General features: G+C 62.6%; 22 protein-coding genes and 1 riboswitch. Of the genes, 13 read left to right on the top strand and 9 right to left on the bottom strand.

Translation table 11 applies throughout. The annotated features are described in order from the left end of the window. From AAIL67_RS01000 to AAIL67_RS00975, 6 genes are all read right to left on the bottom strand, one after another. On the bottom strand, positions 1–1,224 hold the full coding sequence (locus AAIL67_RS01000; RefSeq protein WP_343483170.1) for a beta-ketoacyl synthase N-terminal-like domain-containing protein: 1,224 nt from the start codon (positions 1,222–1,224) through the stop codon (positions 1–3). 5 nt (positions 1,225–1,229) lie between these two features. After that, positions 1,230–2,741: an AMP-binding protein gene (locus AAIL67_RS00995; protein ID WP_034352012.1), complete on the bottom strand. Its 1,512-nt coding sequence runs from the start codon at positions 2,739–2,741 to the stop codon at positions 1,230–1,232. Next, positions 2,738–3,331 carry a biotin transporter BioY gene (locus tag AAIL67_RS00990; RefSeq protein ID WP_343483169.1) on the bottom strand — a complete coding sequence of 198 codons (594 nt, stop codon included), beginning with the start codon at positions 3,329–3,331 and terminating at the stop codon, positions 2,738–2,740. The genes AAIL67_RS00995 and AAIL67_RS00990 overlap by 4 nt, the downstream gene beginning before the upstream one ends. 10 nt (positions 3,332–3,341) lie before the next feature. After that, entirely contained in the window at positions 3,342–3,935 is a 594-nt protein-coding gene (locus AAIL67_RS00985; protein WP_343483168.1) for an energy-coupling factor transporter transmembrane protein EcfT, read from the bottom strand. Beyond that, complete coding sequence (locus tag AAIL67_RS00980; protein WP_343483167.1) at positions 3,928–4,677, bottom strand: ABC transporter ATP-binding protein; 750 nt, start codon at positions 4,675–4,677, stop codon at positions 3,928–3,930. The genes AAIL67_RS00985 and AAIL67_RS00980 overlap by 8 nt, the downstream gene beginning before the upstream one ends. Before the next feature lie 609 nt (positions 4,678–5,286). Beyond that, entirely contained in the window at positions 5,287–7,416 is a 2,130-nt protein-coding gene (locus tag AAIL67_RS00975) for a TonB-dependent receptor (protein WP_343483166.1), read from the bottom strand. Between the two features lie 298 nt (positions 7,417–7,714). Next, a riboswitch (TPP riboswitch) is annotated at positions 7,715–7,806 on the top strand. A gap of 70 nt (positions 7,807–7,876) precedes the next feature. On the opposite strand from AAIL67_RS00975, the gene AAIL67_RS00970 reads away from it, so the two are divergent. The 6 genes from AAIL67_RS00970 to AAIL67_RS00945 all read left to right on the top strand — a co-directional run bounded on the left by AAIL67_RS00970 (position 7,877) and on the right by AAIL67_RS00945 (position 13,942). Continuing rightward, positions 7,877–8,971, top strand: a complete 1,095-nt coding sequence (locus tag AAIL67_RS00970; RefSeq protein ID WP_343483165.1) for a long-chain fatty acid--CoA ligase — start codon at positions 7,877–7,879, stop codon at positions 8,969–8,971. Continuing rightward, complete coding sequence (locus AAIL67_RS00965; RefSeq protein ID WP_343483164.1) at positions 8,968–10,434, top strand: acyl-CoA reductase; 1,467 nt, start codon at positions 8,968–8,970, stop codon at positions 10,432–10,434. Before AAIL67_RS00970 ends, AAIL67_RS00965 begins: the two co-directional genes overlap by 4 nt. Beyond that, complete coding sequence (locus AAIL67_RS00960) at positions 10,424–11,197, top strand: ABC transporter ATP-binding protein (protein ID WP_343483163.1); 774 nt, start codon at positions 10,424–10,426, stop codon at positions 11,195–11,197. The genes AAIL67_RS00965 and AAIL67_RS00960 overlap by 11 nt, the downstream gene beginning before the upstream one ends. Then, positions 11,194–11,982 carry an ABC transporter permease gene (locus AAIL67_RS00955; RefSeq protein WP_343483162.1) on the top strand — a complete coding sequence of 263 codons (789 nt, stop codon included), beginning with the start codon at positions 11,194–11,196 and terminating at the stop codon, positions 11,980–11,982. The genes AAIL67_RS00960 and AAIL67_RS00955 overlap by 4 nt, the downstream gene beginning before the upstream one ends. A 22-nt stretch (positions 11,983–12,004) precedes the next feature. Then, positions 12,005–13,003: an ABC transporter substrate-binding protein gene (locus AAIL67_RS00950; RefSeq protein ID WP_343483161.1), complete on the top strand. Its 999-nt coding sequence runs from the start codon at positions 12,005–12,007 to the stop codon at positions 13,001–13,003. Positions 13,004–13,144: 141 nt separating this feature from the next. Continuing rightward, entirely contained in the window at positions 13,145–13,942 is a 798-nt protein-coding gene (locus AAIL67_RS00945; RefSeq protein WP_343483160.1) for an SDR family oxidoreductase, read from the top strand. Between the two features lie 41 nt (positions 13,943–13,983). Here the strand turns inward: AAIL67_RS00945 and AAIL67_RS00940 are convergent, their stop codons facing one another. Beyond that, positions 13,984–14,385 carry a hypothetical protein gene (locus tag AAIL67_RS00940; RefSeq protein WP_052057564.1) on the bottom strand — a complete coding sequence of 134 codons (402 nt, stop codon included), beginning with the start codon at positions 14,383–14,385 and terminating at the stop codon, positions 13,984–13,986. Between the two features lie 230 nt (positions 14,386–14,615). Continuing rightward, a complete protein-coding gene (locus AAIL67_RS00935; protein ID WP_003067966.1) occupies positions 14,616–15,233 on the bottom strand; it encodes an FMN-dependent NADH-azoreductase in 618 nt (205 codons plus the stop codon). Positions 15,234–15,427: 194 nt separating this feature from the next. Between AAIL67_RS00935 and AAIL67_RS00930 the strand changes: the two genes are divergently transcribed. The 7 genes from AAIL67_RS00930 to AAIL67_RS00900 all read left to right on the top strand — a co-directional run bounded on the left by AAIL67_RS00930 (position 15,428) and on the right by AAIL67_RS00900 (position 22,197). Continuing rightward, complete coding sequence (locus tag AAIL67_RS00930; RefSeq protein WP_003067965.1) at positions 15,428–16,369, top strand: LysR family transcriptional regulator; 942 nt, start codon at positions 15,428–15,430, stop codon at positions 16,367–16,369. A gap of 141 nt (positions 16,370–16,510) precedes the next feature. Beyond that, a complete protein-coding gene (locus AAIL67_RS00925; protein ID WP_253233023.1) occupies positions 16,511–17,098 on the top strand; it encodes an alpha/beta hydrolase in 588 nt (195 codons plus the stop codon). Positions 17,099–17,316: 218 nt separating this feature from the next. Continuing rightward, positions 17,317–18,318 carry a 30S ribosomal protein S9 gene (gene rpsI, locus AAIL67_RS00920; protein WP_003079689.1) on the top strand — a complete coding sequence of 334 codons (1,002 nt, stop codon included), beginning with the start codon at positions 17,317–17,319 and terminating at the stop codon, positions 18,316–18,318. 154 nt (positions 18,319–18,472) lie between these two features. Next, positions 18,473–19,330: a sulfate ABC transporter permease subunit CysT gene (gene cysT / locus AAIL67_RS00915; protein WP_034352054.1), complete on the top strand. Its 858-nt coding sequence runs from the start codon at positions 18,473–18,475 to the stop codon at positions 19,328–19,330. Next, a complete protein-coding gene (gene cysW / locus AAIL67_RS00910; protein WP_343483159.1) occupies positions 19,330–20,370 on the top strand; it encodes a sulfate ABC transporter permease subunit CysW in 1,041 nt (346 codons plus the stop codon). Before cysT ends, cysW begins: the two co-directional genes overlap by 1 nt. A gap of 29 nt (positions 20,371–20,399) precedes the next feature. After that, entirely contained in the window at positions 20,400–21,527 is a 1,128-nt protein-coding gene (locus tag AAIL67_RS00905; RefSeq protein ID WP_063661045.1) for a sulfate ABC transporter ATP-binding protein, read from the top strand. 166 nt (positions 21,528–21,693) lie between these two features. Next, positions 21,694–22,197: a disulfide bond formation protein B gene (locus AAIL67_RS00900; RefSeq protein ID WP_197483898.1), complete on the top strand. Its 504-nt coding sequence runs from the start codon at positions 21,694–21,696 to the stop codon at positions 22,195–22,197. Positions 22,198–22,315: 118 nt separating this feature from the next. Here the strand turns inward: AAIL67_RS00900 and AAIL67_RS00895 are convergent, their stop codons facing one another. After that, entirely contained in the window at positions 22,316–22,993 is a 678-nt protein-coding gene (locus AAIL67_RS00895) for a glutathione S-transferase (protein ID WP_063661047.1), read from the bottom strand. Positions 22,994–23,074: the final 81 nt, after the last annotated feature.

The raw sequence follows: 23,074 nt of genomic DNA, 5'->3' as shown, positions 1-23,074 counted from the left end.
TCAGGGAGCGGCTTGCAGCCATTGCACCAGGGTTGCCGATCCGATGCCGCCGGCACCGGCGATGGCCGCCAGGGCGAGTGCGGCCTTGGGTGTCGATGACTGGGCCTGATCCTCAAGCTGAGCCAGGCAGCGCACCAGGGCAATCGCGCCTGACGCGCCTATCGGGTGACCGCGCGCCAGGCCGCCGCCTGCGCTGTTGATCTGCTCGGGCGCAAGGCCCATGGCGGTGCAAAAGGCCAGGCCTTGCACGGCAAAAGCGTCATGCAGTTCGATGGCCGAAAGATCCCGGGCCAGCAACGGTGAGTTGTGCGGCCTGGCCAGCGCATGGCTGCCACGGGCCAGCGCCATCTGCGCCGCCGCAATGGCCGCCAGCAGCGGTGTTTCGGGCGCGGCGCCCACGCTGGCGCTGGCCAGCCATTGTGCGCGGGGCTGCAGATTCCAGCGGGCGCAGGCCTCGGGCGTGGCCAGCAGGATCAGGGCCGCACCATCGGCCTTGGCCGAGACGGTCAGGGGGCTGAGTGCGTGGGCCGCGATGTCGTCGGCACTCGCGCCCTCACAGCTGCCCCGGGCCAGCACCGGCATGCGCGCGGCACGAGCGGGCTGCAGCGCACGCGGATAGGCGTCGGCCACAAGTCCGGCCACGGGCACGATTTCCGGGGCGAGTTGAGCCTGGGCGGCCAGGGCCCGGCTGTGGCTCAGCAGCGCATACTGCTCCTGCCGGCTGCGGCTGAAGCCATGCGTGAGCGCATAGTCGGCAGCCGATTGCAACATATCGGGGTCCCTCGCGGGCTCGGGGGCAAATGGCGGGCGCTCGTAGCTTTGGGGCTGCTCGCCTGGGAGTAGCGGGCGGGTCTGGCGAATGGGGGCGCGGCTCCAGGCCTCGATGCCGCCGGCAATCACCACCTCGGCCTGACCCGATTGCAGCAGACCCACGGCCATGGCCACCGCATCCAGGCCCGAGCAGCACTGGGTATCGATGGTGTGCGCGGCGCAGCCATCGGGCAGGCCTGAGGCCAGTGCCAGCATGCGCGCCGGGTTGCCGCCAGCTCCCAGGGCGTTGCCGACGACGACCGCATCCACGGCATGGGCCGGCAATCCGCTTTGCTGCAGCAGTGACAGCAGCAGCGGCCGGCCCAGTTCATGAGGGCTGAGCTGGGCCAGGGCCGAGCCTAGCGGAGCCACCGGGCTGCGGGCCCAGGCAATGATGGGAGTCTTGCTTGGCATGGGCCTCAACTCTGCCACGGCCGCAATGAGGGGAGCAGGGCAGGGGATATGGCAGCTCCCGCAGGCCCGGCCATGCTGGCGCGCAGGGCCTGGGCCAGTTGGCCGTGGTCGGTCTTGCCGCTGGCTGTCTGCGGCCAGTGTTCGCAAACCCACCACTGGCGCGGCACCTTGAAGGCTTCGGTGCGCTCGCGCAGCCACTGGTTCAGCTCCAGGGCCGAAGGCGCCTCGGTCTGCGGCCTCCATTGCAGCACAGCGTGTACCTGCAGGCCTCGCAGCGCATCAGCCTGGCCGTGCAGCGAGACCTGGGCAATCGCCGGGTGGCTGGCCAGCAGGTTCTCCACTTCCTCGGGAAACAGGTTCTTGCCCTGGGTGACGATCATGCGGCTTTGGCGGCCTGCCAGGCACAGCATGCCACGTTCGTCGATATGGCCCATGTCGCGCACGGACAGCCAGTCGCCATCGCGCAGCACGGCCGTGGCGTCATGGGCGTCGCCCACATAGTCCATGAACAGCATGGGACTGCGGATATAGATCAGGCCGTCGCTGGCATGGCTGGTGTCATGCTCGGCCAGCGCATTCTCTGCGGCATCGCTGCCGGTGGGGCGAATGGATAGCTCCACATTGCTGAATGGCCTGCCCACTGCCTGCGGGCCGCTGGCTTCATCGGCATCCATCCAGGCGACAAAACTGGCTTCGGAGGCGCCATAGAACTCGATGATGCGGGCCTTGGGGAACAGAGCGCGCAGCGCCGGTGTGTGGGCGCGCATCCAGCGCGCGCCGCTGATGGTGATCAGCTCGACCTCGGGAATTGGTGCGAGCTGCCGATGCTCGGCCCATTGCAGCATCAGCAGCAACTGGCTGGGCACGGCGACCAGACAGGGGGTGTCGCCGCGCGCCAGGGTTGCGAGACAGCGCGAGGCCGAGAACTTCTCCTGCATGACGGCGCCGCAGCCATACCAGATGCCTTGCATGGCGCCGAACAGAAACAGCGAATGCGAGATGCGCCCCGGTGCCAGCGTGCGCTGGGCGACGACGGGGCCGAAATCCTGCAGGCCGACGCGAAAGCTCTCCGTCCACGACAGATGGTGGCGCTTGAAGCCCTTGGGCAGGCCGGTGCTGCCCGAGGTAAAGCCGGTATAAAAGGCTGCCGTCGGTGCTGCCGATTCCAGCTCGCAGGGCTGCGCGGGCAGCCAGCTTTCAATGCGCTGGCGCACGGCAGGTTGCCAGTCGGGGTCGGCAACCGCCGCGCAGCGGCCGCTGTGGATCACGGCCAGAAAGTCCACCAGCCGCTCCAGCGTTGAGCGGCTGGCATCCAGCAGCAGCATTTGCGGTGCGCGTTGCGCCACCAGACGTGCCGAGCGCTGCTCGACCTCGGCATGCAGATCGCCAAAGGTCCAGGAGCCGGCCTCGCTCTGCAAGGCCACAACATCGGGCCGGTGTTGCGCCCAATAGGCCAGCGGGCCATGAACCAGCTGCCAGAAACCCTGCAGCGGCGCTGCAGCGGACAGCGCGTTCACCGGCGACCGCCAAAACGCCAGTCAGGCATTCCGCGTGCCACGGTGTGGACGATGATGGCGCAGAGAACACATTTGATGAAGTCGCCGGGGACAAAGGCCAGCGTCACGGCAAAGGCCTGACTCAGGCTCATCTTGGCGATCAGCATCAGGCCCAGCACGCCAAAGGCATGCAGGCACAGCAGGCCGCCGATCAAGGAGGCGATGAAGGCGCTCAGCGCCGTGCGACGTGGCGTGCTCTGCGGCAGGGTGGCCATGATGGCGCCGGTCACGGCGGCGGCCAGCATATAGCCGATCAGATAGCCGGCAGAAGGCGCCATGAAGACGCCGATGCCGCCGCGGCCGCCCGACAACAGGGGCAGGCCCACGGCCACGGCCGCGAGAAACAGCGCCATGGACTGCAGGCCGCGCCAGGGGCCGAGCATGACGCCTGCCAGCATCACGCCCAGCGACTGGATGGTGATGGGCACGCCGAACGGCAGGTCGATCTTGGGGATCAGGCCCATCACGGCCATCAGGGCGGCGAACAGCGATACCTGAGCCATGGAGCGTGCGCCGCCGCGCGATACGGTGTGAGAGGGAGTGGTAGTCATCAATGCTCTCCTAGAAACCCAGTCTTGCCCAGAGGGCGTCGGCTACACGGCGCGTGGCCTGCAGCATATGAATCGTCAGCGGTGCAATCAGGCGCAGGCCGCCGCTTTTGCCGGTGCGCAGGCGGTATGCCTCGTCCAGCTTTGTCCATTGCACAAAGAAATGTTCGGTAAAGCGCAGCATGAGTGCAAGCTGCATGGCCACGCGCTCGGTGGGGATGCCCAAGCGGGCCAGCGGGGCGAGCAGCCATTCCAGTACCTCGACCAGATCGCTGGGGCGGGTGGTGATGGTCAGCGCAATGCCCAGGGTCGAGGCGCAGATCAGTCGCAGACTGCTGACGGCTGCCAGCAAAGGGTTGCCCATGAAGGCATGAAAGCCCGCCACCAGCAGCGCCGCGACGATAACCGAGCGCATCAGCCGGCGCGCCACCTGTGTGGCCTGACCCAGCGATATCCAGAGAACCAGGCAAGCCACGCCGCAGCACGCCAACGCCCAGGGGTTGGCTATCAGAAACAACAGCGTACCGAAAACCCCCAGCAGCAAGAGCTTGAGGCCGGCCGACCAGCGATGCAGCCAGGTCGCAACTTCGCTGTAGAGGCTACCCATGCAGGTCTCCGTGCGGGCTTTTCTTCAGCAACTGCTCCTGTACGGAGGTCTCGTAGGCGCTGCAGATGTCGCGGCCAGGGCCGTCGCCACGCAGCCGGCCTTGCTCCAGCCAGATCACGCGCTCAAAGTCGCGCACATGGTCAAGCACATGGGTGGAGACCAGCACCTGTTGCGGTGCGGTGGCAATATCCTGGGCCAAGCGGGCCTGACCGGGCAGGTCCAGGCTGGCAAAGGGCTCGTCCAGCAGCAGCAGTTGCGGCGCCGCAATCAGCAGCGAGAGCCAGCACACCTGCTGGCGCTGGCCCTGGCTCAGACTGCTGACGGCCCGCTCGGCCCAGTGGGCCAGGCCGCGTGCGGCCAGCAACTCGCGCGCCCTGGCTCTGGCTTGCTGCTTGCTCAGGCCCTGGGGGCGAAGGCCCAGGGCCAGTTCTTCCTCCACGGTAGGGAAGATGATCTGATCGTCCGGATTCTGGAACATCAGGCCGATCAGGCCGGGCTTGTGCTCGCGCGCCTGCAGCAAGGGCATGCCATCCACCAGTACTTGTCCGGCCTGGGGCAGCTCGAGCCCGCAAAGCAGGCGGAACAGGCTGGACTTGCCCGCGCCGTTGTTGCCGATCACGCCAATGCGCGTTTCAGTCAGGCTAAGGCTCAGGCCGTCAAACACCTGGGTCTGGCCGCGCTGCAGCCGTATATCGACCAACTGCACACCCTTTTGGGTGGGGCTTTGCAATCCATCACTCATACATCAGCTCCAACTGCGGGAATGGCAGGGCTGCAAGGCGCCGGGCTGGAATGTGGATCACAAGAAACGAAAAGGACTGACATACGGGGGAAATCTGAAACTGTGCCCGGCTTCAAACATACGAGGCAGCGCTGGTGGCGGATTCTAGCGCTGTGAATTTGCTTTCAAAAGCCCGCCATCTGAGCTCTTTTTATGTGAATTTTCTATAAGAATTGATTTCTTTACCTGGAGCGGATGTCTGTTGTCATTTGGCCCGCATTTCGTGGCAGTTGTACCCCTGATGACTGCGTGTTGCAGAGTGAAGAATTTCTGTGTGCCGTTCTTGCCTGCTTCAGGGGCTAACTTCGCTCAAACTGCATACGCACCGGCATGGAAATTGATGCGATTGACTGTGTTTTGACGTGGCTTGCAGGGCTGATGAGCGCAAGTTTGTTGCCGGCGCCTGTCGTCTGGCAGGCAAACCGGGGCGGGATTGGCGGCTTTCGGGCTCAAGCAGGCAATGTACAAGCACCAGAATTTTTCTGAAAAAATCGCTTTTGATCTATCCGGATGTGAAAAAAGCGGGCTCTAGGCCCGCTTTCTGCTGTCCGGCAAAGCCGGATGACATGTTTAGAACTGGTAGCTGAGGCTGGTGCCGGCCATCCATTGACGTCCCGGAGCGGGCTCGTAGTAACGTCCGTTGCCTTCGTTGACGATGACCGAGCCCACATAGTTCTTGTCTGCGAGATTGTCGATGCGGGCAAAAGTGCTGAGCTTCCAGGCGCCCAGGCGTTTGGTGTAGCCAACGCTCAGGCTGGCCACGTTGTAGCTGGGGGCATAGACCTGGTTCTTGTCGTCGGCGGCAATACGGCCCACATGACGCCAGTCCAGGCCCACACGCCAGTCGGTGGCGGGAAGCCATTCCAGTCCCAGGTAGCCCAGATGCCTGGCCGTGCCGGCAATACGGTTGCCGGCGGGAGTGCAGTCCTGGCCCTTGCTGTCGCAATAGCCGCTGCGCAGGCTGGCATCAAGCAAGGTCAGCGCGCCGCTCAGGCGCAACTGGGGCATCAGCCAGGTGCTGGTGCTCAGCTCCATGCCGCGGCGGCGGGTCTTGCCGGCATTCTGATAAGAGGTGCGGCCGTTGTCGTTGCTGGCCACCACAATTTCATCGTCGGTGCTGGTCTGGAACAGCGCGGCAGACCAGTCGCCGCGCAGTCCGGCCACATTGAAGCGTTGCTTGATGCCCAGCTCGGCACTGGTCGATACCGCAGGTTTGAGGCCGAAGTTCAGACCGCCGGCCAGATCGGGGCGGTACGAGATCTCGTTGAAGGTCGGTGTTTCCATGCCGCGACCCAGAGAGGCATAGATATTGGTGTCCTGATTGAGCTCGTGCTGGAGCGAAACAACCGGCAAGAGCTTATGGAATCCGGCATTGCCGCTGTCATTCTTGTCGGCCAGGAAATGGTCGCGCGATTGGAACTGCACATTGCTCCAGCGCAGGCCGGCATCGAGCTTCCAGCGCGGTGCAAAGGCCCAGGAGGCTTGCAGATAGGGGTCTATGCTGGTGAGGGTGTTGCGCTCGTCGCGCACCAGCTCGCCGACCACGCCCAGCTGGTTGCCCGCAAAGTTCTTGTAGCCCTGGCGGTCTTCCCTGACAGTGTTGGCGGCCAGGCCAGCAATCAGGCTCAGGCTGCCGCTGCCCAGCTCGTATTTGCCGCTCCAGCGCGCATCGATGCCGCCATAGTCGCGCTTGAGGCCGATCACTCCGCCTCTGTAGCCGGTCTGCGATGCCTTGGGTGTGGACTGGAACTGCATCATTTCGCGCTGACCGGCATAGGCCATGAGGCGCAGCGCCTGGCCGCCGTCCAGCTGGCGCTCATAGGTCAGGCCGGCCTGGGTCTGCTTCACGCTTTTGCGCGAGTCGTAGAGCAAGGGGTTGGACGCCACAGCCTTCGGATTTGCCGCCCAGTCCTTGGGCGTGATGCCGCCCGGGTCCTTGGCATCGATGTCCACATGATTGGCTACCAGGGTCAATTGGCTGTATTCGTCGGGCTTGACATCGATGCGGGCGTTGAACAGGTTTTTGTCCGCCGCGCTCTGGGCCCGGTAGCCGTCGGTGAGAAAACGGCTGGCGCTGAGCACATAGCCAATCCCGTTGGTTTCGCCCTTGGCCTTGAGGCCCAGGCGCTTCTGGCCGTCGCTGCCCAGTGCAAAGCTGCTTTGCACCGAGGGCGCGCCTTCACCACGTTCGGTATAGGCATTGATCACTCCGCCAGAGGCGTTGCCGTAGAGGGCGGAGTAAGGACCGCGCAGCACTTCCACGCGCTCCAGCGAGGCGATATCGATATTGTTGGTCTGACCCTGGCCATCGGGCATGGTGGAGGGGATGCCGTCCACATAGATCTGAATGCCGCGCACGCCGAAGGTGGATCGTGCGCCAAAGCCGCGAATCGACAGCTGCAGGTCTTGCGCGTAGTTCTGGCGGTTCTGCAGCTGCAGACCCGGAGCTGCACTCAGGGACTCCGAGAGATTGACCTGCAGATTGCGCTCGCGCATGCGCTCGCCGTCGAGCACGGTCACGGAGGCCGGGGTTTGCTCAAGTGCAGACTCCTGCAAGGTGCTGCGCACGGTGACTTCGGACAACTGGGGCAGTTCCGGCTGGGCGGCGGCTTGCTGGGCTGTTGCGGACTGTGCCGTCAGCAGCAGTCCGGCGGCGGCCACAGGCCAGCCTGTCAGATGACAAAGGCGCGAAAAATGCATGTGAATATCTCTGGGGCTTGGGGCGGGCGTTCAGTGCCCTGGATGGCTTGCAAGCTCTGCTGACGCCGACATGCCGCGCTTTCAGGCGTGGCGTACCTGCGTGATTGTCGGCGCCGTGGCAGGTTAGGTCTCAGGCAGCTTGCGGTGCTGGGTCGATTGTATTTGGGCAGCAGTATTTTGATGTTTTTGCCCTGTATGTCCTTCTTGCCCGTGCTGGAGCATTACCCCAGGTTACAAGTGACGCGACTTTCATGCGGCGGTGCAGGCCCCTTGCAGTGATGCCGTTGGGGTAAGATGGCGCCGCGCTCCGGGGTGCACGCCAGTGCTGAGATCTACACCCGCGAACTTGACCCGGTTCATACCGGCGGAAGAAGAGCTTGCAAGCTGACCTCAGGGCAGTGCGTTCTCGCATGGTCAGCAAGCCTTCGGAGCATGACGTCCCCGCTCTCGAAGGAATTTCATGGACAAGGCCGCTTCGCTGGTCGCAGATCTGCTTGCTTTCATCGCAATGGATGACTGCACCGACGACCAGTTCAATCAACTCGCCCTGCGCCTCTTCGCCTACCAGTACGAATGCAATGCGCCGTTTCGCAGCTTTTGCCAGCGACGCGGCGCCACGCTGCGCAATGTCAGGAGCTGGCGCGATGTTCCGGCCGTGCCCATCGATGCCTTCAAGGCCATGGAGCTGCGCAGCGAGCCGCCGTCGCCCGCCGAGCGCGTATTCATGACCAGCGGCACCACGGGCCGCGCTGCGCGCGGACGTCATTTCCATCCGCAGCTCGATGTCTACGACCTGTCCATGAAGCGCTATTTCGCCAGACGTTTCATGCAGGGTCTGGAGCGCATGCCCATGGGCATTCTGTTTCCCGATGAGCAGGCCATGCCCAATTCCTCGCTGGCCCACTATCTGGCCCTGGCCTGTTCCGAATTCGGCTCGGCAGGCAGCCGCTACTATCTGAATTCGGAAGGGCTGGACATGCCGGCCCTGTGTGCCGCGCTGGATGAGTCCGAGCGCAGCGGCCAGCCTTTTGCGCTGCTGGGCGCGAGCTTCAGCCTGGTCCATGTGATGGATGCCCTGCGCGAGCAGGGCCGCAGCTTTCGCCTGCCTGCAGGCAGCCGCGTACTGGATACGGGCGGCTACAAGGGGCAGTCGCGCGAGCTGCCGCTCGAGCAGTTCTATGCCGAGCTTTCGCAGCTGCTGGGCGTGCCGCGCAGTCTGTGCATCAATATGTATGGCATGACCGAGCTGAGCACCCAGTTCTATGACGATGGCAATGCGGTACTGCCTTCGGTCAAGTCCGGTCCGCACTGGATTCGCTCGCGTCTGGTGGAGCCGATCACCGGCAGGGATGTGGCAGCTGGTGAGCGCGGCATTCTGGTGCATTGCGATCTGGCCAACTACAACGCGGTGACCACCATCCTGACCGAGGATGTGGGCCTGTGGGCCGGTCCGCAGGAAAAAGACGGCTTTTTGCTGCTTGGGCGCGCCGAGGGCGCCGCCGCCAAGGGATGCTCGCTGGCGGTTGAAGAGTTTGTGAAAGCTGCCGGCGCATGAGCAAGCAGCGCAAGGTGCAGCGTATCAAGGCAGGCTATCTGCCGGGCCTGGGCGACGAGGAAGTGCAGTGGCAGACGCTGGACTTCACGTCTCGGGACGGGCGGGTGCTGCAAGTCAGCGTTCCCGTGCTGACGGCGCCGCAGATGCAGGCACTGGCCTGCCGTGTGCGCAAGGCCGCGGCCGCCCATCTGCGCCCCATGCCGGTGGCCGATATCATCGATGCCGTCGATCGTGCGATGGCCCGCCTGCTTGACCGTAACGACATCTACCGCCAGCAGGCCGAAGCCTGGCTGCCCGTGGTCAGCGGCTATGACGCCGATATGGTGCGGCTGGGGCTGACAGGATTTTTCAAGACCTTTCGTGCAGCGCAGCTCAAGCGCTTTGTGGCCGAGGATTTTGCCAATCCGGCGGTACTCGATGGTTTTCAACCGGCAGCCAAGGGCGGGGCCGTACGTGCTTTCGGCCCGGATCTGCTGGTGCATAGCTGGGCCGGCAACGTACCTGCGCTGTCGCTGTGGAGCCTGGTCTGCGGCTTGCTGGTCAAGGCCCCTGCGATTGGCAAGCTGGCCAGTGCCGAGCCTTTGTTTGCGGGCTGGTTTGCACGCTTGCTGGCAGAGGTCCACCCGCCGCTGGCCGATTGCCTGGCCGTGGTGTGGTGGCGCGGTGCAGGTGGCGAGGAGGCCGACGCGCTCTATACCCAGGCCGATACGGTGCTGGCCTATGGCGGCAACCAGACGCTGGATGCGTTGCGTCGTCGCCTGCCCGTGACGACGCGCTTTTTGCCCCATGGCCACAAGCTGGGCTTTGGCTTGATCGACGCGCAGGCGCTGGATACGCTCAAGGCTCCGGCCATGGCAAGGCTGGCGGCCTGGGACGTGATGCGCTATGACCAGCAGGGCTGCTACTCGCCCCATGTGTTCTATGTGCAGCGTGGGGCGCCGGTCTCTGCGCGTGCTTTTGCCGACTATCTGGCAGCCGAGCTTGCCAATCTGCAGCGACGATTTGCACGCCGCGAGCTGGATCTGGAAGAAGGGGCGGCGCTGGCACGCTGGCAGCAGAACATGGAGTGGGGCGGTGAAGCACACCAGTTGCTGGGGCCTGTGGATGCGCCCTGGAGCGTTGCCTACAGCGAGAGTCTTCAGCCCTTGGCACCGACCGCGCTGTACCGCACGATTGCCGTGGTGGCTGTGGACCGGCTCGATGCCGTGCTGCCCGTGGTGGCCGCTCAGCGCGACTATCTGCAGACCGCCGGCATTGCTGCCGGCCCCGAAGAGCTGTACCGCCTGGCGGGGCTGCTGGGTGCGGTTGGCGTCACGCGTATCAGCGCCATCGGCTCCATGAGCATGCCCGAGGCGGGCTGGCACCATGACGGGCGCTTCAATCTGCTGGATCTGGTGCGCATGACGGAGATCGAGCAGTCGGCAGAACTGGCGGCCCAGCCGCTGGCCTCTTATGCGGACTGAGGGAGTGGATACAGCCGTGGCATTCATGGAGTTCAAGCAGGCCCGATACAGCTACCCAGGGCGAGCGCCGGTGGTGGATGGCGTGGACTGGCAGATCGGGGCAGGAGAGTTTCACTGCCTGCTGGGGCGCAGCGGCTGCGGCAAGACCACGCTGCTCAAGCTGGCGGCAGGCCTGCTCCGGTCCCAGTCGGGCCATGTCTTGCTGCGCGGCAGCGAAGTGGCAGCGCCGGGGCCGCAACTGGGCTTTATGTTCCAGGCGCCGACGCTGCTGGACTGGCATACGGTGATCGACAACGTGCTGCTGCCTGTGTCGCTGCAGCGCAAGCCCACGCAGCAGGATCAACAGGCGGCCATGCAGTTGCTGGAGCAACTGGGTCTTGCCGAACATGCTTCGCTCTATCCGCGTCAGCTCTCGGGCGGACAGCAAAGCCGGGTGGCGCTGGCACGCGCCCTGATTCTGGAGCCGCCGCTGCTGCTGCTCGACGAGCCTTTTGCGGCGCTGGATGCCATCACGCGTGCCGAGCTGCAGGACGATTTGCTGCGCACCTGCCAGCGGCATGGCACGACGGTGCTCTTCGTCACCCACGACATTAACGAGGCTGTCTATCTGGGTGACCGTATTGCACTCATGCATGGTGGCCGCATCGTGGACGACTGGTCTGTCGAGTTGCCACAGCCTCGCCAGCAGAGCCTGCGTCATGGCGCGGCGTTCAACGACTATTGCGCGCGCATTCGCACATCCATGGACCGGGGTGGCGCATGAGCGGCCTGCTGAACAGAACACATTGGCTGTCTGCATCGCTTTTGATAGCTGTGATCGCAATGTGGGAGCTGGCTGTGAGGCAATTTGGCTTGTCGGCGCTGGTCTTGCCTGCACCCTCGGCAGTGGCGCTGTCCCTGTGGTCGGGTCTCGCGTCCGGCTATTTCTGGCCGCATCTCTGGGCGACCTTGCAGGCCTTGCTGCTGGGCCTGCTCATAGGCAGCGCCGTAGGTCTGCTGTCCGGTATGGCGCTGGCCGAGTCCGAGTTGCTGGAGCGCGTGCTCAAGCCCTATGTGGTGGTCAGCCAGGTCGTGCCCAAGCTGGCCCTGGCGCCATTGTTTGTGCTGTGGTTCGGCTTCGGCATGTTGCCGACAGTGCTGATCACGGCGCTGATCTGCTTTTTCCCATTGATGGAAAACACATTGACGGGCCTGCGGCAGGTGGATGGCCAGCGCCTGCAGCTGTTTCGCATGCTGGGCGCAACCAGGCTGCAGACCTTGCTGCGCCTGAAACTGCCGACCGGGCTGCCCGCGATTCTGGCCGGGCTGCGCGTGGCCGTCGTGCTGGCGCTGGTCGGTGCCGTGGTGGCCGAGTTCATGGGTGCAAGCCAGGGCCTGGGCGCCGTGGTCATTGCTGCCCAGGGAATGATGGACACCACGCTGATGTTTGCGGCGCTGGTGCTGATCGCCGCCATGGGCCTGCTGCTGTATCAGGCCTGCCTTGTTCTGGAGCGCTATTTGCTGCGCTCTCATCACTTTTCAACCTCGCAGTCGGGCGACCGGGCCTGACTGCATCTTCAAACCATTTGTCATGCACTCCAGCAACCAGACTTCGTTCATCTCTCGCCGCAGCCTGCTCGGCGCCTGTGCAGGCCTGAGCGGCCTTGCCATGACCGGCACCAGCATGGCGGTTCCTCTGCAGGGCAAGATTCGCCTGGCCGGCTGGAGCAAGCCCATCAGCGAGATCACCAATATTCTGGTCGAGCCCGAAAAAGGTTTCTTCAAGGCGAATGGCGTGGAGCTGGCCTATCTGCCCGGAGCAGGCGGCGGCGATGCGATCCGCAATATCCTCAGCGGCCAGGCCGACGTGGCGTTCACCGACCCCGGCTCCTTCTTCATGGCTCTGGACAAGGGCGAGAAGCTGGTGGCGATCTACGACATCTATCCGCAGAACGTGTTCAATGTGGTTTCGCTCAAGTCCTCGGGCATTCGCAAGCCCGCAGACCTCAAGGGCAAGAAGATCGGTGTCTACAGCCTTGCCAGCGGCACGCGCCAGAACCTGTTGGTGATGCTGCATCAGGCCGGCCTCAAGGAGTCGGATGTGAGCATTGTCGTGACCGGCCTGTTGAACTTTGCGCCCCTGATGCAAGGGCAGGTTGACGCCACGGCCGCCACGGATACCGGTCTGGCCGTGGGACTGCGCAAGGGCATAGGCGATGTCAATGTGATGCAGGTCAGCGACCACCTCAATATGTCCAGCGACATGTTTGTGGTGCGCGAGGAGGTGTTCCAGCAGAAGAAGGATTTGCTCAAGGCATTCGTCAAGGGCTACCGCGAAAGCGCTGCCTGGATGATGGCGAATCCCGAGGAGGCCTCGGTGCTGGCCAGCAAATATGCCATCGACGGCACGCGTCGCGATATCAATCTGGATGTGATCCGCCTGCGTAACGCTTCTTCCATGCCGGCAGTCCAGGGCCAGCCGCTGGGCAGCTTCGATATGGCCGCGCTGCAAAAAGGTGCCGATGCCTATCGTGCGCTGGGCATGGTGCAGCGTCAGATCAAGGTGGCAGATGTGGTTTTGCCGCTGTAAATATCCCCTTGGAGGCGCGTTGCCTGGGCGGCCTCGCGCCTTGGGGGAGGACAGCATCGTAGCGGGGCGGCGAGGCCGCCAAGGTTCTTGCCTGCTGTCTCTTCCCTGGGATCTGCCAGTGTTTGAACGGAAATCGTGAATATGAGTCAGTCTTCTTCAATGGGCTTGCGCGGCAAGGTGGTGCTGGTGACGGGCGCCAGCCGCGGCATCGGTGCGGCGATTGCCCTGGCGTTTGCGCGCGAGGGTGCGGCCGTGGCCGTCAACTACCTGTCCAATGACGAGGCTGCAGCCAGCACCGTGGATGCCTGCCTGGCTGCGGGCAAGGATTCGGGCGGTGATGCCTGGGCGGTCAAGGCCGATGTGGGCTCGCCCGATGCGGTGCAGGGCATGGTGGACGGCATCGTCCGTGAAGCGGGGGGCATTGATATCGTGGTCAACAATGCCTTCAGGCCCTATGCATTCGATCCGGAACGCCGCAGCCGTTTTGACGATCTGCAATGGGCGGACTATCAGGCCCAGTTCGACGGGGCCGTCGGTGCAAGCTTCAATGTCTGCCGTGCGGTGCTGCCGTTGATGCGCCAGCGCGCGCGCGGCAGCATTGTCAACATTGTCAGCAATCTGGTGGAGCAGCCAGTCGTTGCCTATCACGACTACACGACATCCAAGGGGGCTTTGCTGGCCTTCAGCCGCAATCTGGCCAGCGAGCTTGGGCCAGTAGGCATCCGCGTCAACTGTGTGGCGCCCGGTCTGGTCTATCCCACGCAGGGTACGCAGGACAGCAAGGAGTCTTTTCGTGAATCGCTGATGGCGGCCACGCCGCTGCGGCGGCTGGCACGGCCCGAAGATGTGGCAGGGCCGGTGCTGTTTCTGGCGTCGGAACTCAGCGGTTTCATGACCGGGCAGCTGCTGCTTGTCGACGGCGGTCTGGTGATGCGCTGAGCTGCCGGGCTGCAAGGCAAAGCCTGCCTGCCTTCTTGACCTTACTGCTTGGCGGTTGCCTGGGCGTGATCTATCGCATCGATGATGGCCACGCCGGTCTGCTGCACGCCGGGAGCGTTGAAGCCGGGGCCTGGCGTGACGGCAGGGTGGCTGAGCAGCTTCTCGGCCATGCTGGGCGCTGCGGCAGGAGCGCTGGCCTGTACGGGGGAAGGCGGGTTGGCGGCAGGCTTGGCAGTTGCCTGTTCGGTGGAGTCCAGATAGTCGTTATAGCGCTTGTAGGCCTGACGCTCGCTGCGAGTCTGCTCCTGCTGCTGCTGTGAATGCTTGAAGTATCGATAGGCGACCGTACCCAGAATCAGTGCTGCCACCAGAAATACGGCAATAGCGGTGACGACGAGGTTTTCGTCGGAGCGCTGAGGCGATTGACGGACGGCGGTGGGCATGGGACGGGAAGCTGGCATCTGGGAAAGCATGTTCGAGCAACCGAGACTCGGACCTGATCGGTATCTAACTGTTTTCAGCGTATCAAAAATAGCGGGTTCAGGCCTTCAGATCGGCAGTTTTTTCCAGAACTTCAGTCGGAAATGTCCAAAACCTTGGTCGTGAGCAAGTTTGTTGCGCAAAAAAGCCGGTACGCCCTGGGCGGTACCGGCTTTTGCAGCTTTGCCTGCTATCAGGCAGCGACGGCTTGTGCTTGCTCGATCTGAGCCTTGGCTGCTTCCATGGCGGCAGCCTTGGCGTCGGGGCCCATGGCCACGCCTTCGGCTCGAACGATGGTCACGTCGGTCACGCCCATGAAGCCGAAGATCACCTTCAGGTAGCTTTCCTGGTGCTCCATGGCCTGGCCCGCTTCGCTGGTGGAGTATGCGCCGCCGCGAGCGGAAGCGACGATGACCTTCTTGTCGCCGGCCAGACCCACGGGACCGGTGGCGGTGTACTTGAACGTACGGCCAGCCTGGGCGATGCGGTCCAGCCAGGCCTTCAGCTGCGAGGGGATGGTGAAGTTGTAGAAGGGGGCACCCACCACGATCACGTCAGCAGCCAGGAATTGGCTGACCAGCGCTTCGGAGACGGCGTTTTCCTGGCGTTCGACTTCGGTGGCAGCGGCCTGGCCGGTGCGAAAGCCCAGAGATTGCGCGCTCAGGTGGCTGGGGGCGCTCACGGCCAGGTCCAGGTAGTCCACCTTGGCTTCGGGGTTGGCCTGCTTGAGGTTGGCAACGATATCGGCTGTCAGGGAGCGGGTAACGGAACTGGAGCCAGTGATGGAAGAGTCGATGTGCAGGATTTGCATATTGGTACCTATACCTCTAAAAATGAGTAAAAGAGCACTTCTTGCCCAGCTCGGATGCTGCGTTGCGGCAAAACAGTGATTCGTTTTGAATTGCAATGGGATAGATTGTAGATTTGTTTAGATTCGGCAATAAGTCTGCAAAAATGCGATAGATCGTTCCAAATATCAATTCAATCGAGTCCAAGGATATATGCATGGTGGATCTCAACGACATGCTGTACTTCGTCGAAGTGGTCGAGCGCGGCGGCTTTGCCGCTGCGGGGCGGGCACTGGGTATTCCCAAGTCGCGCCTCTCGCGCCGTGTTGCCGAACTTGAGGCCCACCTTGGGGTGCGCTTGCTGCAACGCACCACCCGCAAGCTGTCTCTGACGCAAGTGGGGGAGACCTTTCTGCGTCATGGCCAGGCCATGCGCGATGCCGCCCTGGCAGCGTCGGATGCCGTGGCCGAAGTCCAGACCGAGCCGCGCGGTACCATTCGTGTGACCTGTCCGGTGACGCTGGCGCAGACCGTCCTGGGCGAGCTGATGCCCGAATTCCTCAAGCGCTGCCCGCTGGTGCAGGTGGAGATGCAGGTCACCAACCGCCCAGTCAATCTGGTCGAGGAGGGGGTTGATGTCGCATTGCGCGTGCGTGCCACGCTGGAGGACAGCGGCTCCATGGTCGTCAAGCGACTCGACAGCTCGCGCCAGATTCTGGTGGCCAGCCCCGATCTGCTGCAGCGCCAGGGCACGCCCAGGTCGCTGGAGGACTTGCAGTTGCTGGACAGCATGGCGATGACGGCAGTCGACGGCCATTCCAGCCTGCTGCTCGTCGGGCCCGAAGGAAAGGAGCACCGGCTGCAGTTGCAGCCGCGCTATGTGGTCGATGACTTGCTGACGCTGAAGTTTGCCGCCCTGGCCGGCAGCGGCATGTGCTGGCTGCCTGACTATATGTGTCAGGACGAATTGACCCGGGGCACTTTGGTGCAGTTGCTGCCGCAATGGGCGCCTCCGCGCGGCATCGTGCATGCGGTGTTCCCCTCGCGGCGTGGGTTGGCACCGGCGGTGCGGCATTTCCTGGACTTCCTTGGGGAGCGCATGCCGGGCAGCAGCATCTCTGCCGTGCAAAAGGCAGCATCGGCCTCGGCGCAGCATTAGCTTCTGCCCATAAGATAACAACAAAACATTCGTTGGGATTTGGGCAGGCCTTGCCCACAATGACTGCCTTGTTATCAGATCAGGAGCACGCCGGGCTTTTTCCTCTGGCCCGGCTGGCGCTCCGAGATTACAGGAGGCAGCATGACATCCCCATTTCGCATCGTGATCGTGCCTGGCTGGCGCAACTCCGGTCCCGGACATTGGCAAAGCCTGTGGGCTGAGCAGCTGGAAGGCGCCGTGCGTGTGCAGCAGCAGGACTGGCTGGTGCCGCACCGCGATGCCTGGGTGGCGGAGCTGGAAAGAGTCTTGCTCTCCGATGCACGTCCTGCCGTCATCGTGGCTCACAGCCTGGGCTGCATCACGACCGCGCATCTGGGCGAGGCTGCCGCGGCGCGCGTTCATGGCGCTTTGCTGGTGGCTCCTGCCGACCCCGAGCGCCGCGCCCAGCTTGCCGACTTCGCCCCCGTGCCCTATGCGCCGCTGCCCTATCGCAGCGTGCTGGTGGCCAGCAGCAATGATCCGTTCTGCCCCATTCGCCGTGCGGGCGCTTATGCCAGGGCCTGGGGCAGCGAGCTGGTGCGTTTGCAGAACGCCGGACATATCAATATCGAGTCGGGCTTCGGCGCCTGGCCGCTGGGGCTGGCACTGCTGCAGTCGCTGACTGAGCAGGGCGGCTGGAATGCTCAGGCCTCGGCCCGGCCCTTGCAGGCAGCTGCACTTGCGGCCTGAAATTCCGGGGTTGTTTCTCTTTAGTGCTTCTTTTTTGATAGCTTCATGCACTCGCTGGTAGAGCGCTTACGGCTATTTTTTACCTTGAACTCGCGTGCTGTTTTATTCTTTATATTGAATTTCAGAAAAACAAAGAAAAATATATTCTTTTGAGTTTTAAGGAGTCGTTCGCACAATGTGTACATCTATACACATTGCTCAAGAAAAGGCAGCGAACCATGCATTCCGTGAAGCTCAAGACATTGTTGGCATCCATCGCACTGGCAGCAGCAGGCGCTGCCTCGGCACAGACTCAACTGCTCAATGTCTCCTATGACGTGGCCCGCGAGTTCTACAAGGATTACAACGCTGCATTCATCGCCCATTACAAGAAGACCAAGGGCGTGGACATCAAGGTGGATCAGTCCCATGGCGGCTCCAGTGCCCAGGCCCGCGCCGTCAATGACGGCCTGGCTGCCGATGTGGTGACTTTCAACACGACCACCGATGTGGATTTCCTGGCCCAGAACGGCGTGGTCGCCAAGGACTGGAACAAGAAGTTCCCGCATGACGCATCGCCCACTACATCGACCATGCTGTTCCTGGTGCGCAACGGCAATCCCAAGAACATCAAGGACTGGTCCGACCTGGTGCGCCCAGATGTGAAGGTCGTGGTAGTCAACCCCAAGACCGGCGGCAATGGTCGCTACGCCTATCTGGCAGCCTGGGGTTCGGTGCGTGAAAAGGGCGGCACCGATGCGCAAGCGGCCGAATTCGTGCAGAAGCTCTACAAGAACGTGCCTGTGCTGGGCAAGGGCGGCCGCGATGCGACCAGCATCTTCTTGCAGCGCAATATCGGCGATGTGCTGATCACCTTCGAATCCGAAGTCGTGTCTGTGGACCGTGAGTTCGGCCAGGGCAAGGTCGACGCCGTCTACCCATCGGTGAGCATCGTGGCCGAGAATCCAGTGGCCGTGGTCGAGCGTACCGTCGCCAAGAAGGGTACGACACAGTTGGCCACCGACTATCTGCAGTGGCTGTACTCTGACGAAGCCCAGGAAATCGCTGCCAAGCATGCGATTCGTCCGCGCTCCGAAGCGGTGCTGAAGAAGCACGCCGACCAGTTCAAGCCCATCAAGCAGTTCACCGTGGCCAAGTACTTCGGTTCGCTGACCGAAGCACAGAAGGTGCACTTCAACGATGGCGGCCAGTTCGACAAACTGTATACCCCCGGTAAGTAACCGGCTCCCCTTGGGCCGCTTTGCGGCTTCCTCCTCTCTCGCTGTGCGGGAGGGACAACATCCTCGCTGCGGGACGGCCCTTGCTCGATGTTTTTTGAGCTGGGCCGTGCTTGATTGACCTCAGTGAAATCCACCCCCCGTTTCGTCTTTGAATATGTCCTCTGCTGCTCTAGCCCCACGCAAGGCACGTAGTGCCAAGCGAGTGTTGCCCGGTTTCGGGTTGACACTGGGCTACACCATTTTCTATCTGAGCATCATCGTGCTTATCCCGCTGGTAGCCCTGCTGTTCAAAAGCTTCTCATTGACCTGGGAGCAGTTCTGGACTGCGGTCTCGGCCCCGGCCGTGGTCGCTTCGTATGAGCTGTCCTTCACCATGTCCTTTATCGCGGCCTGCGTGAACGTGGTGTTCGGCATGCTGATAGCCTGGGTGCTGGTGCGCTACCAGTTCCCCGGCAAGAAGGTGGTGGATGCGCTGGTCGATCTGCCGTTTGCGCTGCCTACGGCCGTGGCCGGCATTTCGCTGTCGGCGCTGTATGCGGGTAACGGCTGGATCGGGCAGTACTTCGAGTCGTTGGGCATTCAGATGGCCTACAACCCCAAGGGCATCGCCATTGCACTGATTTTCATCGGTCTGCCTTTTGTGGTGCGTACCGTTCAGCCGGTGCTTGAAGACTTCGAGAAGGAGCTGGAAGAGGCGGCAACCAGCCTGGGCGCATCGCGCTGGCAGATTTTCTACAAGGTCATACTGCCGCATATCGGTCCGGCGCTGCTGACCGGTTTTGCCATGGCTTTTGCGCGCGCCGTGGGTGAATATGGCTCGGTGATCTTCATTGCCGGCAACATTCCCATGGTCTCGGAAATCACTCCGCTGATCATCATGGCCAAGCTGGATCAACACGATGTAGCCGGTGCCACGGCCGTGGCCGTGGTGATGCTGCTGATCTCTTTTGTATTGCTGCTGCTGATCAACGCACTGCAGGCATGGCAGCGCAAGGCGCAGGGAGGCCGCTGATGTCTTCGATTCACGCAGCGATTCAGGCGCTGTTTCCCAATCTGCTGCCCATCTGGGCGCATCTTTTCACCATCGTCGCCATTGCTCTGCTGTTTCTGGTCGCGCTCTACAAGATCACGGCCCCGCCCAAGAGCGCCAAGCTGGAGAAGATGACCACGACCGAGCCGCGCTGGGTGCGCTGGGTTCTGACCACAGTGGCCCTGCTGTTCATGCTGATCTTCCTGATCCTGCCGCTGCTGTCCGTCTTTGGCGAGGCGTTGCGCAAGGGCTGGGATGTCTATGTCACGTCGCTGGGCGAGCCTGATGCGATCTCGTCCATCAAGCTCACGTTGATCACGGCGCTGATTGCCGTGCCCCTGAATCTGGTCTTCGGTGTGGCCGCCGCCTGGTGCATCGCCAAGTACGAGTTCAAGGGCAAGGCCTTTTTGACCACCTTGATCGATCTGCCATTCTCCATCTCGCCCGTGGTCGCCGGTCTGATGTACGTGCTGGTGTTTGGCGCCAACGGCTGGCTGGGCCCCTGGCTGGCCAAGCATGAGATCCAGATCATCTTTGCCGTGCCCGGCATCGTGCTGGCCACCGTGTTCGTGACCTTTCCCTTCATCGCCCGTGAACTGATCCCGCTGATGCAGGCCCAGGGCAGCGACGAAGAGCAGGCCGCCATCGTGCTTGGTGCCTCGGGCTGGCAGACTTTCTGGAATGTCACCCTGCCCAATATCAAATGGGGTCTGGTCTATGGCGTGATTCTGTGCAACGCCCGCGCGATGGGCGAGTTCGGTGCCGTGTCCGTGGTCTCCGGCCATATCCGGGGCCAGACCAACACCATGCCTTTGCATGTGGAAGTGCTATATGCCGACTATCAGGCGGCAGCCGCCTTTGCCGTGGCATCGCTGCTGGCGCTGCTGGCGCTGGTGACACTGGTGATCAAATCCCTCGCCGAATGGCGTGCCGAGCAGCAGGCCAAGGCCGCTGCCGAAGCACCGCCCGAGCGCCCAGGCCAGATCAGCCTCGCAACGAACAAAACCGCCAAGGCAGCCTGAGCTGCCCGGATCAGAACAAGAGATTCATCATGAGTATCGAAATTCGTAATGTCAGCAAGCAGTTCGGCGATTTTCAGGCCCTGCGCGATGTGAGCCTGGATATCAAATCGGGCGAACTGATCGCCTTGCTCGGCCCATCGGGCTGCGGCAAGACCACGCTGCTGCGCATCATCGCGGGCCTGGAGACGGCCGATGTGGGCAGCATCCACTTCAGTGGAGAAGACACCACCGATGTGCATGTGCGCGATCGCAACGTGGGCTTTGTGTTCCAGCACTATGCGCTGTTCCGTCATATGACGGTGTTCGAGAACGTGGCCTTCGGTCTGCGCGTCAAGCCGCGCAAGGAACGCCCCAGCGAGGCAGTGATCAAGGAAAAGGTCATGAAGCTGCTCAAGCTGGTGCAGCTGGACTGGATTGCCGAGCGCTATCCATCCCAACTCTCGGGCGGCCAGCGTCAGCGTATCGCACTGGCCCGTGCCCTGGCTGTCGAGCCCAAGGTGCTGCTGCTTGACGAGCCCTTTGGTGCGCTGGATGCCAAGGTACGCAAGGAGCTGCGACGCTGGTTGCGCCAGTTGCACGACGAGCTGCATGTGACCTCCATCTTCGTGACCCACGACCAGGAAGAAGCCCTGGAAGTGGCGGATCGCGTGGTGGTCATCAACCAGGGCAAGATCGAACAGGAAGGCACGCCCCAGCAAGTCTGGGACAACCCCGCCACACCGTTTGTCTATGGCTTCCTGGGCGATGTGAATCTGTTCAAGGGTCGTGCCAGCGATGGCCGGGTCTATCTGGACGAAGGCATGCAACTGGACAGCAGCGATGCGCGCGGTGCCCAGGACAGCCAGGCTTTTGCCTATGTGCGACCCCATGATCTGGAAGTGGAGCGCTATTCTCCGGGCCAGAACCTCGACGCCCAGGGACGCCCCACAGGCATCGTGGCTCAGCTTTCGCGCGCCATTGTGGTCGGCCCCATTGCAAGGCTGGAACTTATTCCCTCCGAGACCACACCAAATGCCAGCCATGCCGGTGAAGAGGGGCTGATTGAAGCCCAGATTCCCGCACAGCAGTTCAAGGACATGGGTCTGCGCGAAGGTGAAACCCTGGTGGTGACGCCGCGCCGGGCCAAGGTGTTCCTGGATGAGGCGGCTGGGATTTGACTCCCCCTGAGGCGCTACGCGCCTTCCCCCTCTCTCGTGCGGGAGGGGGACGACACCCTCGGTGCGCGACAGCGCTTCTTCGGTGTCTCCTGCGAAAGGAATCGTGCAGGTACAGGGGGCGTTATCCTTGCCTCAGGCATGATCCATAAATTTCGCAGAAAGAATATTGATGCTTCAATGGTTTGAAACCGCGCCGCGGCGCATCCTGGCGCTCATCAGCGTCGCCTGTGTGGCCATGCTGGCGTTTGGCCTTTACCTGCAGCATGTGGTGGGTCTGGAGCCTTGCCCCATGTGCATCGTGCAGCGATATGCACTGATTTTGGTAGCTATCTTCACAGGCTTGGCAAGCTTTAGAGGCCAAAAAAGCTGGTGGATGAGCTTTGGCATTCTGGCCCTGTTGACCAGCGGTTTCGGTGCGTTTGTGGCGGCACGCCAAAGCTGGCTGCAGTGGTATCCCCCCGAGTTTGCGACCTGCGGCCGTGACTTCTACGGAATGATCGAGCACTACTCCTTCAGCCGCTCCATTCCCATGATCTTCCAGGGCTCGGGCGACTGCGCTGCCATTGACTGGACTTTGCTGGGCGGCTCCATTGCCAATTGGTCGTTTGTCTGCTTTGTGGCGTTTTTCGTGATTCTGGCCGTGCTGTTGCTCAAGGGTGTGAAGCGCTGAATCTCGTTGACGGCAATGCCATAAAAAACCCCGGCAAGCGTAAGCTGCCGGGTTTTTTCATGGTTCTGAAACGCTTGCCACAGCTGTCAATCAAGCGTTCGCAGCTCTGGTTGCGGTATCAGAGGCTTTCCACGCTCTCGCCCACAAATGTCGGCCCCTTGCTGTCCGGCACCCAGCCCGGATAGGTTTCCATGACTTCGGCAAACAAGGCCGAGTCAATCCAGCGCTGCAGCCAGTGCTGCAGATGAGGCCAGGGCTGCTCGTTCCACTGCGCTTCGTCGATGCGCGCGTACTGGCGCACGAAGGGGCGTAGTGCCATATCGGCCAGACTGGGGTTCAGGCCGAACAGATAGCCGGTCTCCTCGAGCTGATCGTTCAGGGCCGACAGCCAGGTCAGCGCATCGGCCTGGGCCTGGTTTACGGCCTCGGCGTCGTGGCGCTCGGGGTATTTGCAGCGGTCAAGAGCCTGTTTGAAGAAGCCGTCGTTGCGCTCGATCAGAGCCAGCATGTCTTCCAGGCTGCCATGCGTGGGTTGCAGCCAGCCATCGGGGTCGTTGCCGCACAGTGCATGCAGCATCACCTCCAGGCTCTGATCGATGACTTTTCCATCCTGCAGCACCAGCACGGGTACCGTGCCCTTGGGCGACGCGTCGAGCAGCGCCTGTGGCTTGTTGCGCAGATTGATTTCACGCAGTTCGCAAGCCAGGCCCGCATGGGCCAGCGCCAGACGGGCGCGTATGGCATAGGGGCAGCGGCGGAAGGAGTACAGGACGGGCAGGGTGGCGGCGGCAGTCAAGGCAGGTGTCTGATGAATGAATAAAACCAAAGCGCCATGGCGCTTGCTGGGCGTGTACTTTACCCGTTGCCCTGAAGCCAT

It is taken from the genome of Comamonas sp. A7-5 (assembly GCF_039581385.1).
In the GTDB taxonomy this organism is placed as follows: Bacteria; Pseudomonadota; Gammaproteobacteria; order Burkholderiales; family Burkholderiaceae_C; genus Comamonas; species Comamonas thiooxydans.
This window is presented reverse-complemented; position numbering and strand designations above follow the sequence as displayed.

What these genes read in the sequence shown, in the direction of transcription:
- rpsI (WP_003079689.1), top strand. Translation starts at nt 17,317, where the DNA reads ATGCATTCCGTGAAGCTCAAGACATTGTTGGCATCCATCGCACTGGCA.
- AAIL67_RS00905 (WP_063661045.1), top strand. Translation starts at nt 20,400, where the DNA reads ATGAGTATCGAAATTCGTAATGTCAGCAAGCAGTTCGGCGATTTTCAG.
- AAIL67_RS00975 (WP_343483166.1), bottom strand. Translation starts at nt 7,416, where the DNA reads ATGCATTTTTCGCGCCTTTGTCATCTGACAGGCTGGCCTGTGGCCGCC.
- AAIL67_RS00940 (WP_052057564.1), bottom strand. Translation starts at nt 14,385, where the DNA reads ATGCCCACCGCCGTCCGTCAATCGCCTCAGCGCTCCGACGAAAACCTC.
- AAIL67_RS00925 (WP_253233023.1), top strand. Translation starts at nt 16,511, where the DNA reads ATGACATCCCCATTTCGCATCGTGATCGTGCCTGGCTGGCGCAACTCC.
- AAIL67_RS00960 (WP_343483163.1), top strand. Translation starts at nt 10,424, where the DNA reads ATGCGGACTGAGGGAGTGGATACAGCCGTGGCATTCATGGAGTTCAAG.
- AAIL67_RS00935 (WP_003067966.1), bottom strand. Translation starts at nt 15,233, where the DNA reads ATGCAAATCCTGCACATCGACTCTTCCATCACTGGCTCCAGTTCCGTT.
- AAIL67_RS00955 (WP_343483162.1), top strand. Translation starts at nt 11,194, where the DNA reads ATGAGCGGCCTGCTGAACAGAACACATTGGCTGTCTGCATCGCTTTTG.
- AAIL67_RS01000 (WP_343483170.1), bottom strand. Translation starts at nt 1,224, where the DNA reads ATGCCAAGCAAGACTCCCATCATTGCCTGGGCCCGCAGCCCGGTGGCT.
- AAIL67_RS00930 (WP_003067965.1), top strand. Translation starts at nt 15,428, where the DNA reads ATGGTGGATCTCAACGACATGCTGTACTTCGTCGAAGTGGTCGAGCGC.
- AAIL67_RS00990 (WP_343483169.1), bottom strand. Translation starts at nt 3,331, where the DNA reads ATGACTACCACTCCCTCTCACACCGTATCGCGCGGCGGCGCACGCTCC.
- AAIL67_RS00950 (WP_343483161.1), top strand. Translation starts at nt 12,005, where the DNA reads ATGCACTCCAGCAACCAGACTTCGTTCATCTCTCGCCGCAGCCTGCTC.
- AAIL67_RS00985 (WP_343483168.1), bottom strand. Translation starts at nt 3,935, where the DNA reads ATGGGTAGCCTCTACAGCGAAGTTGCGACCTGGCTGCATCGCTGGTCG.
- cysW (WP_343483159.1), top strand. Translation starts at nt 19,330, where the DNA reads ATGTCTTCGATTCACGCAGCGATTCAGGCGCTGTTTCCCAATCTGCTG.
- AAIL67_RS00980 (WP_343483167.1), bottom strand. Translation starts at nt 4,677, where the DNA reads ATGAGTGATGGATTGCAAAGCCCCACCCAAAAGGGTGTGCAGTTGGTC.
- AAIL67_RS00965 (WP_343483164.1), top strand. Translation starts at nt 8,968, where the DNA reads ATGAGCAAGCAGCGCAAGGTGCAGCGTATCAAGGCAGGCTATCTGCCG.
- AAIL67_RS00945 (WP_343483160.1), top strand. Translation starts at nt 13,145, where the DNA reads ATGAGTCAGTCTTCTTCAATGGGCTTGCGCGGCAAGGTGGTGCTGGTG.
- cysT (WP_034352054.1), top strand. Translation starts at nt 18,473, where the DNA reads ATGTCCTCTGCTGCTCTAGCCCCACGCAAGGCACGTAGTGCCAAGCGA.
- AAIL67_RS00970 (WP_343483165.1), top strand. Translation starts at nt 7,877, where the DNA reads ATGGACAAGGCCGCTTCGCTGGTCGCAGATCTGCTTGCTTTCATCGCA.